We start from the raw sequence: 9,251 nt of genomic DNA on the forward strand, positions 1-9,251 counted from the left end.
TACCTTCTATCTATTAACCGCTAACTTTTCTTGTAAGATGGTCTCGATGAGTGCACTTCGACTAATGTTTTGCGACTCTGCCATATCACTTAGCGCTTGATACAACTCTGATGAAACCTTAAATTCTACCCTTTTTAGGCCACGAGCACGATCTCTCTTTATTTGATTGCGCTTGTTAACCTTTAACTGCACTTCTCGTGGCAGTGGATTTGTCTTAGGACGTCCGGGACGTTTTTCATTTTCAAATAGGTCGATAGTCGTTCTATCTGTTTCAGCCTTGGCCATTATCCAACACCTGCGCCTTGCCAAAACACTTGGATCAAGCCTTTTGCTATAAATCCAGAGCAACCTAGAAACAACACCAGCCAAACGATATAGCGTCCGAACTTTGGCACGTCACCTTTTTTCAGTACGTCCTGAATCGCCATACCGATGAAAAAGAATATACCAGCTAGCGCAAACCACAGCCCTAGCGTTTCAAATTCATTTATAAATTGACTGACCATCTGAGCTCTACTCAATACTTAAACGGCGGCTACTATAACATAACCTAAATGCATAAATTAAGTTTATAACGGTAAATTCGATTCGTTTTATTGAAGAAAATCAATAATTGAGCGATTTACCGCTTCGGGCTTTTCTGCATGTAACCAGTGGCCCGCACCTTGTATTATTTTTGCTCGCGCATTTGGGAAAAAACGAGCGATAGCATCCCTATGCTCAGGTAGGATGTAGTCAGAATTATTCCCTTTAATGAACAAAGTATTGCACAAACAGGAATGAGTTTCATTAATATTTGATGTGATTGTATCGTATTTTTCAGTAATTAAATCTAAATTGAAACGCCAAGCAAGTTTACCTTCTTCATTTTTTGCTAAACTTTTGAGTAAAAACTGACGCACGCCGACTGTTTCAATATGCTGCGACATTATGATATCAGCCTCACTACGGCTGGACACATTACTTTTTTGCACTTCGTTAAGCGCAGTAATTATTGCATCATGTCTTGAGTGATAATCAACAGGTGCAATATCTAATACGACAAGCTTGTTGATGCTTTCTGGGAATAATTGGGCAAATTGCATTGCCACTTTACCACCCATCGAGTGACCAACGAGATGTATTTTATCCAGTTTTAACTCATCCATTAGTGTTTTGATGTCATTTGCCATTATTGGATAGGACATTTGCCCATCATGAAAAGAGCGACCATGATTTCTCAAATCGACATTAATCACGCTGAAATGTTCGGCAAGTGCTTTTGCCACCACATTTACATTTTCCAAAGAGCCAAAGAGTCCGTGCATAACAAAGACACTAGGTTTGGCTTGGTCGCCAATTTGTTGATAGTTTAACTGCATAAATCCTCCAAATTTGGCGCTAATTGTGACATTGAAGAGTAAAAATGCAAAGCCATAGAGTAATAAGTTAAATTTGGATATACTAAGTGACAATTGAAATGAGTTGCTCCTAATTAGCATAGATGACAGGAAACGCATGAAAAAGATAGAAATAGATGACGAGCTATATCAATACATTGCAAGTAACACACAAAGTATTGGAGAAAGTGCTTCTGAGATTTTACGTCGTTTATTAAAACTTACTCCTGGGACCGAATCTAAACCCGTCGCACAGCAGGAAGAAAAACAAGTACAAGAAATGGCAGCTGAGTCACAAACAAAAACACTAAGCCAACCGGTAAAGCCAGCGGCGAATGTCTTTAATATTCTTAATAAAGAAGAGCTTGCTATGCAAAAGGGTGTAGTCGGGCGCTTTTTGTTTATCCTATCGGCGCTCCATCGTACACATAAATCCGAATTTAATAATGTGCTTGAAATTAAGGGCCGCGATAGAATTTACTTTGCTACGAGTAAAAATGCACTGCTCGAAAGTGGTAGCAGTATGAACCCGAAAAATATCGCAGACAGTGAATATTGGGTGATGACAAATTCAAATACGACTAGAAAGAAAATGATGCTTCATGAAGTAGCTAAGGTGTTAGGTTACACAGATGAAGCTGCCGAGAAAATTAGAGACTACCTATAAGTAAGGAAATCTTATGGCGATCCATCCGCAAGCTGGCAAAAAGGTATCGAAAGAATTATTGGTAAATGTACCTAAGCTGGTTTCATCGTACTATTTAAATGAGCCTGACTTAGAAGCGCATCCAGAGCATTGTGTCGCCTTTGGCACAAGTGGCCACCGGGGTTGCTCACTTAATTTTAAGTTTAATGAATCGCATATTCTGGCCATCACTCAAGCAATTTGCGATTACCGTAAAAACAACAATATTTACGGTCCGCTTTTTCTTGGTAAAGACACTCATGCGTTGTCGGAAGCCGCTTTTAACTCGGCTATTGAGGTCTTGGTTGCCAACGAAGTACAAGTTATCACACAACAAAATGATGACTACACACCAACCCCTGTGATTAGCCATGCGATTGTTTCGCACAATTTAATCAATCCACACGAGCTTGCAGATGGTATTGTGGTGACGCCATCACATAACCCGCCAGAAGATGGCGGGTTCAAATATAACCCACCAAATGGTGGACCGGCCGATACCGATGTCACCAAATGGATTGAAGATAGAGCTAATCAGCTACTACTTGAGGATTTGGTTGAAGTTGAATTATTCCCGTTCGCGAAAGCGAGAAGATCTGGATTTATCAAGTATGAAGATCTGATCACACCATACGTTGAAGACTTGGGTAATATAATTGATATGGAAGCCATTGCTCGAGCCGGAGTTAATATTGGTGTGGATCCTCTTGGTGGTTCAGGTGTTAATTTTTGGCCAGTGATAGCCAAACACTATGACTTGAAGCTCACGGTTGTAAATGACGTTGTAGACCCGAGTTTTTCCTTTATGCCACTAGATAAAGACGGCAAGGTGCGGATGGATTGTTCATCACCTTATGCAATGGCTAATTTGATAGCACTAAAAGACGACTACGATATCGGTATTGGTAATGACCCAGACTTCGATAGACACGGTATTGTCACGCCAGATGGCCTGATGAATCCTAATCACTTTTTAGCGGTTGCCATTGATTATCTCATTAAACACCGAGGCTGGGATAGCTCAGTAAAAATCGGTAAAACTTTGGTATCTAGTGCCATGATTGACAAAGTGTGTGGCGCAAATGGTCGAGAAGTTTACGAAGTGCCAGTTGGCTTTAAATGGTTTGTAGACGGGTTAGCGGCTGGAGAACTCGCGTTTGGTGGTGAAGAGAGTGCTGGTGCTGCGTTTTTAAGAAAAGATGGCACCACATGGTGTACTGACAAAGACGGGTTTATCATGGGGTTACTCGGCGCTGAAATCCTAGCTGTTACCGGTAAATCGCCATCTCAGCATTATCGCGCTTTTGAACAAACATTTGGCGCGCCTGTATACAAACGTATCGATGCACCTGCAAATACTGATCAAAAAGCAAAGCTCAAGGCATTAAGCGCGGACAACATTAAGGCGGACACTCTAGCAGGTGATAAAATTACTCAGATATTAACCAATGCCCCAGGTAACGGCGCGGCTATTGGTGGCCTTAAAGTCGTTACCGAAAACGGTTGGTTTGCGGCGCGTCCATCGGGCACTGAAGATATCTACAAAATTTATCTTGAATCATTTAAAGGTGAAGCGCATTTGGCTGAACTTGAACATGAGGCAAAGACATTGGTTGACTCAGTGATTAGTTAACAAAAAGCTTCTACAAGCCATACTCCTCGTATGGCTTTTTTGTATCCCAATGCGGATTATTCAACAATATCAATTTGGAATTATGACGTACTTAGCAGAATTAAAACAAAGCGGTGACTTTCTTACTATCACGAGAAATAACGAATTTACACTTGAACCCGTGAACTTCACTTTAGACAACGGTACCTTGGTGGAAGTCCAGGATACTGGTGTGATCCAGTTTACGCCCGCAGGTGAAACAACGAAAGATATTGTGCTATCGAGCGCTGTGCACGGTAATGAAACCGCACCAATTGAAATATGTGACGAGCTTATCCAACATATTATTACTGGTAAACTGGCGTTGGCACAACGGGTGTTGTTTATTTTTGGCAACCCGAAATCCATTAATATTGGCCAGCGTTTTGTCGATGAAAATCTAAACCGCCTATTTAACGGCGCACATAATCAAGAAACAGATAACCCTGAAAAGGTCAGAGCGCAAAAGCTAGAAGGTTATGTTAGGGCTTTCTTTGAACAGGGCGGTGACGAACGCTATCGTTGTCACTATGACCTTCATACTGCTATTAGAGGGTCTAAAAACGAAAAGTTTGCAGTTTATCCGTTTTTACATGGTAAGCCGTGGAAGAAATCACAGCTACAGTTTTTATTGTCATGCGGTGTCAATACCGTATTAATGATGCGCTCGGCTGCGACGACATTTAGTTACTTTTCTTCTTACCAGTTTGGGGCCGACGCTTTTACTATCGAACTTGGACAGGTTAAGCCGTTTGGTGAAAATAACATGGCGAGCTTTGCAAAAACCAAAGAAACGCTAAAAGCATTAATTAGCCAAAAAGAAGTAGAATATAAAGAATTTAATGCAAATGACTTCGAGCTGTTTACGGTTTATCGCACCATCAATCGTACTCAAGCAGAATTCTCTTTCCCATTCCCTGATTCTGCTGAGAATTTTACAGGCTTTGCAAAAGGTGAATTACTAGCGACGGACGGAGATAAGCAGTATTTCGCTGAGGTTGAGGGCGAAGCTATTATCTTCCCAAATGCCAATGTTGCTTTGGGGCAACGTGCATTACTAACGGTTATCCCGTTAGAGGTTGATGAAAACTTTATATAAATCATAGATGTAAAATTCTACTTGTCTTCGTATCAAAATCTTTCCAAAAACATTGATGCATTTTCACGGTTATTCATCTAGGATTAGTTGAATAACCGTTTACGTTAACGTAAAGTTGAAACGCTTTAATTTAATTTACTTACTTAAATCGCAAATATTATTCAGTCTTTGATAAGTTGTTAGACCAGTTATTCATACTAACCACAAATGTGATCAAGACCAATTAACACAATCATAAATGCGAGGTGAGTTAAGACTCTTTTCGTCTTACGCAATCTGAAGCCAGATCTCGTATGAGAAAGTCGGGTTTGAACTCCGTAAGTTTGTTATGACAACAAGAGAAGGTAGGTTATGACTAACCCCAATAATATATCCTTAAATATCAGCCACGCGCTGGAATTTATAGATGGTCATGCACTCAATATCCCTACATTACAGATTTTAAGTGACCAAGGCGATGTTTTAGACGGTGCAACAGCACCAGATATTGATAAAGAAACGGCATTAAGAATTTATTCAACGATGCGGTTTATCCGTTTACTTGACGAGCGTATGCAAGGGGCTCAGCGTCAAGGACGTATTAGCTTTTACATGCAATGTCTTGGCGAAGAAGCTGCTGTTACGGCAAGTGCCGCAGCGCTTAAAGAAGATGACATGATCATGGCTCAGTACCGTGAGCAAGCCGCAATTCACTATCGAGGCTTTTCGCTTGAGCAGTTCATGAATCAGCTATTCTCGAATGAGAAGGACTTAGGCAAAGGCCGCCAAATGCCTGTGCATTATGGTTCTAAAGAATTACATTACCTGACTATTTCGTCGCCGCTAGGAACGCAAATTCCTCAAGCAACGGGCTATGCCTATGGCCAAAAGTTAAAACACATTGATAAAGAAACCGGCGAGCTAACATCTGAAATCGATAACGTCACGATTTGTTATTTTGGCGAAGGTGCTGCCTCAGAAGGTGACTTCCACGCTGGTCTAAACATGGCCGCGGTACATGGTTCACCAGTTATCTTCTATGCACGTAATAATGGTTATGCGATTTCAACACCTGCGGATGAACAGTTCAAAGGTGATGGTATTGCCGCTCGCGGTGTGGGCTATGGTATTAAGACCATCCGTGTGGATGGTGCCGATGCGCTTGCCGTTTACGCCGCGACACAAGCCGCGCGTAAAATCGCAGTTGAAAACGGTGAGCCTGTGATGATTGAGTCTATCGCATATCGTTTGGGTGCACATTCAACTTCCGATGATCCATCTGGTTACCGTACCAAAGATGAAGAAGCTGAATTTAAGAATAGTTGTCCAGTAAATCGATTTAAGCAATGGCTTCTAAAACAAGGTTGGCTGGATGAAGCCCAAGATGATGCGGAAAAAGAGAAAATCCGTGAAGATATCTTGGCTGCATTGAAGGTCGCAGAGAAAGTACAGAAGCCTGCATTAGAAGATCTGGTCTCAGATGTTTATGACACGCCAATTCCATCGCTGCAGAAGCAATATGATGAATTGAAAGCGCATATTAAAGCTTATCCAGACGCATACACAGTCACAGCAGGGAGAATTAAATAATGGCTAAAATGAACATGCTACACGCCATTAATTCGGCGCTAGATATCACGATGGCGGAGCATCCGCAGGCTTGTATTTTTGGTGAAGATGTCGGCTACTTTGGTGGTGTATTCCGTGCAACGTCAGGCCTTCAAGAAAAATATGGTAAACACCGTGTTTTTAATACGCCATTGACCGAGCAAGGTATTTTGGGTTTTGCCAATGGTCTTGCAGCGTTTGGTGCCCCTGCGCTAGCTGAAATTCAATTTGCGGATTATATCTTCCCAGCATTTGACCAAATCGTGAACGAGTCGGCCAAGTTCCGTTATCGCTCGGGTAATGAGTTTGACGTGGGTAACTTAACAATTCGTACGCCATACGGTGGCGGTATTGCAGGTGGTCTATATCATTCACAATCACCAGAAGCTTACTTTGCACATACACCAGGTCTTAAAATCGTGGTACCGCGCAATCCGTATCAAGCGAAAGGCCTTCTGCGTGCTGCTATCAAAGACGATAACCCGGTTATTTTCTTTGAGCCTAAGCGCTTATATCGCGCTTCTATTGGTGAAGTACCAGAAGAAGATTACAGCATTGAGCTTGGTAAAGCCGAAGTGATTAAAGAAGGTACCGACATAACGCTATTGGCTTGGGGCGCGCAGATGGAAATCATCGAACAAGCGGCGCAAAAAGCTGAAGAAGCAGGTATTAGCTGTGAAATAATCGACTTAAGAAGTATTCTTCCTTGGGATATGGACACGGTAGCCAAGTCAGTGGTTAAAACGGGTCGTTTGGTCGTGAGCCACGAAGCGCCAATCACGAATGGTTTTGGTGCTGAGATTGCAGCAACCATACAAAAAGAGTGTTTCCTGCATTTAGAATCTCCAATTGAGCGAGTTTGTGGATTAGACACGCCATATCCTTTGGCACTTGAAAAAGAATATGTGCCAGATGCACTTAAAGTGTTCGCCGCTATCAAACGTTCTATGGAATTTTAAGGATAAGTCATGGCTAAAGAATTTATCTTACCAGATATTGGTGAAGGCATCGTAGAGTGCGAAATCGTCGAGTGGTTGGTGGCTGTTGGCGATGAAGTAAAAGAAGATCAACCTATTTGTGACGTGATGACGGATAAGGCGCTAGTGCAGATCCCTGCGGTACATGATGGTGTGATCACCAAGCTGCATTATGAAAAAGGTGAAATTGCAAAGGTCCATGAACCTTTGTTTGCGATGGATGTTGCCGGCGAGCAAGCTACTCAGCCAGAACAATCGGAAGCTCAATCCTCGCCAACTACTTCAACCAATGCAGTACTTGAAGACTTTATTTTACCAGACATCGGTGAAGGCATTGTTGAGTGTGAAATCGTTGAATGGCTTGTCGCTGAAGGCGATGAAATCAAAGAAGATCAGGCGGTTTGTGATGTAATGACTGACAAGGCACTAGTGCAAATTCCAGCCAAGTACGATGGTATTGTTGAGAAACTCTATTATCAAAAAGGCGAGATAGCACAGGTGCATAGTCCGCTATTTCAAATGAAGTTGGCGTCATCTCACACCGTAAAGTCAGACGATCCAATCGCTGATGTTCACAAACCTAAAGAAAGTACAGCACAAGCTGCTACTGCAAGCGATGAGGCTACGCGAAGTTTGCCGAAAAATGGTAAAGCGATTGCCTCTCCAGCAGTACGCCGCAAGGCGCGCGAAGTTGGTATTGACCTCTCTGAAGTGCCTGGCTCTGGTAAAAATGGTCGCGTTTATAAAGAGGACATCGAACATTTCCTTGAGTACGGTGTAAGTGACGCTTCGACCACGAATGAAGCTAGCACAACGTTACAGTCTCAAACGCAAAAGCCAACTCCTACCTCAGAAGGTGGGAAAAGAGTTGAGCCTTTACGTGGTATGAAAGCGGCGATGGCCAAACAAATGGTGGCCTCTGTATCGACGATCCCACATTTCACTTACTGTGATGAGATTGACTTAACCGATTTAATTGCGCTTCGAGGTGCTTTGAAAGAGCAATATGCCAAGCAAGGCATGAAGTTGACGATGATGCCATTTTTTATCAAGGCGTTGTCACTTGCAATCAACGAGTTCCCAATTTTGAATGCAAAAGTAAATGATGACTGTACAGAAATCACTTATTTTGATGACCATAATATTGGTATGGCGGTGGACAGCAAGCTTGGTCTTCTTGTACCAAATATTAAATCATGCCAAAGCAAATCGATTGTTGAAGTTGCCCAATCTGTTACTGAACTGACAGAAGCCGCTAGGGAAGGGCGCGTATCTCCTGATTCACTGAAAGGCGGTACTATCTCAATCTCAAACATAGGGGCTATTGGTGGTACGGTTGCGACACCGATTATCAATAAACCTGAAGTTGCTATCGTTGCACTTGGCAAGGTTCAGCAGTTACCACGCTTTGATGCACAAGGTAATGTGGTTGCGCGCTCTATCATGCAAGTAAGTTGGTCTGGCGACCATCGTATTATTGATGGTGGCACGATCGCACGTTTCAATAATTTATGGAAAACCTTCCTAGAGGAACCGGCTAAAATGATGATGGCAATGCGCTAACCCTTGTTTTTGCTAGTTTCTACTTGTTGTAAAGGGCCTTTACGGCCCTTTTTTGGTTGCCTCAAAAAAGCTAGGGGATTCTATTTACGTGGTATTGGTCTGTAATCTTAAAATTTAACCCCATTCAGACATATCGTAAGTAAACTTATTCCTTCCTAAAAATTAGCGCCTTTACTAAATAACCTGAGCTGCGGATAATTAATGCCTTTCTAGCAGCCAGTTTTAGCGCTAACTGCGTTGAATTCACTTCCAATAGCCAGCTATTGGTGCGTAAATTCGCCTTGTTTTCCCTAAAACTCTCTGGCTATAC

Annotated in this window: 9 protein-coding genes; 6 read left to right on the forward strand and 3 right to left on the reverse strand. The window is 42.3% G+C overall.

Annotated features, from left to right (window positions below):
• Positions 1-6: 6 nt before the first annotated feature.
• The 3 genes from ybfE to CWC03_RS11500 all read right to left on the reverse strand — a co-directional run bounded on the left by ybfE (position 7) and on the right by CWC03_RS11500 (position 1,361).
• Positions 7-285: a LexA regulated protein gene (gene ybfE, locus CWC03_RS11490; RefSeq protein WP_010372698.1), complete on the reverse strand. Its 279-nt coding sequence runs from the start codon at positions 283-285 to the stop codon at positions 7-9.
• Positions 285-506 carry a DUF2788 domain-containing protein gene (locus CWC03_RS11495; protein ID WP_010372701.1) on the reverse strand — a complete coding sequence of 74 codons (222 nt, stop codon included), beginning with the start codon at positions 504-506 and terminating at the stop codon, positions 285-287. The genes ybfE and CWC03_RS11495 overlap by 1 nt, the downstream gene beginning before the upstream one ends.
• 87 nt (positions 507-593) lie before the next feature.
• Positions 594-1,361 carry an alpha/beta fold hydrolase gene (locus CWC03_RS11500; protein ID WP_138582049.1) on the reverse strand — a complete coding sequence of 256 codons (768 nt, stop codon included), beginning with the start codon at positions 1,359-1,361 and terminating at the stop codon, positions 594-596.
• A gap of 136 nt (positions 1,362-1,497) precedes the next feature.
• On the opposite strand from CWC03_RS11500, the gene seqA reads away from it, so the two are divergent.
• From seqA to CWC03_RS11530, 6 genes are all read left to right on the forward strand, one after another.
• Positions 1,498-2,046 carry a replication initiation negative regulator SeqA gene (seqA, locus tag CWC03_RS11505; RefSeq protein WP_138582050.1) on the forward strand — a complete coding sequence of 183 codons (549 nt, stop codon included), beginning with the start codon at positions 1,498-1,500 and terminating at the stop codon, positions 2,044-2,046.
• A gap of 13 nt (positions 2,047-2,059) precedes the next feature.
• The gene (pgm, locus tag CWC03_RS11510) at positions 2,060-3,697 is read left to right on the forward strand and encodes a phosphoglucomutase (alpha-D-glucose-1,6-bisphosphate-dependent) (RefSeq protein ID WP_138582051.1); all 1,638 of its coding nucleotides are present in this window, start codon (positions 2,060-2,062) and stop codon (positions 3,695-3,697) included.
• A gap of 82 nt (positions 3,698-3,779) precedes the next feature.
• A complete protein-coding gene (astE, locus tag CWC03_RS11515) occupies positions 3,780-4,814 on the forward strand; it encodes a succinylglutamate desuccinylase (RefSeq protein WP_138582052.1) in 1,035 nt (344 codons plus the stop codon).
• 351 nt (positions 4,815-5,165) lie between these two features.
• Positions 5,166-6,383: a thiamine pyrophosphate-dependent dehydrogenase E1 component subunit alpha gene (locus CWC03_RS11520; protein ID WP_138582053.1), complete on the forward strand. Its 1,218-nt coding sequence runs from the start codon at positions 5,166-5,168 to the stop codon at positions 6,381-6,383.
• Positions 6,383-7,360 carry an alpha-ketoacid dehydrogenase subunit beta gene (locus CWC03_RS11525; protein WP_138582054.1) on the forward strand — a complete coding sequence of 326 codons (978 nt, stop codon included), beginning with the start codon at positions 6,383-6,385 and terminating at the stop codon, positions 7,358-7,360. The genes CWC03_RS11520 and CWC03_RS11525 overlap by 1 nt, the downstream gene beginning before the upstream one ends.
• Before the next feature lie 9 nt (positions 7,361-7,369).
• The gene (locus CWC03_RS11530; RefSeq protein ID WP_138582055.1) at positions 7,370-8,941 is read left to right on the forward strand and encodes a dihydrolipoyllysine-residue acetyltransferase; all 1,572 of its coding nucleotides are present in this window, start codon (positions 7,370-7,372) and stop codon (positions 8,939-8,941) included.
• Positions 8,942-9,251: the final 310 nt, after the last annotated feature.

The sequence above is a fragment of the Pseudoalteromonas sp. S2755 genome, from assembly GCF_005886535.1.
GTDB lineage: Bacteria > Pseudomonadota > Gammaproteobacteria > Enterobacterales > Alteromonadaceae > Pseudoalteromonas.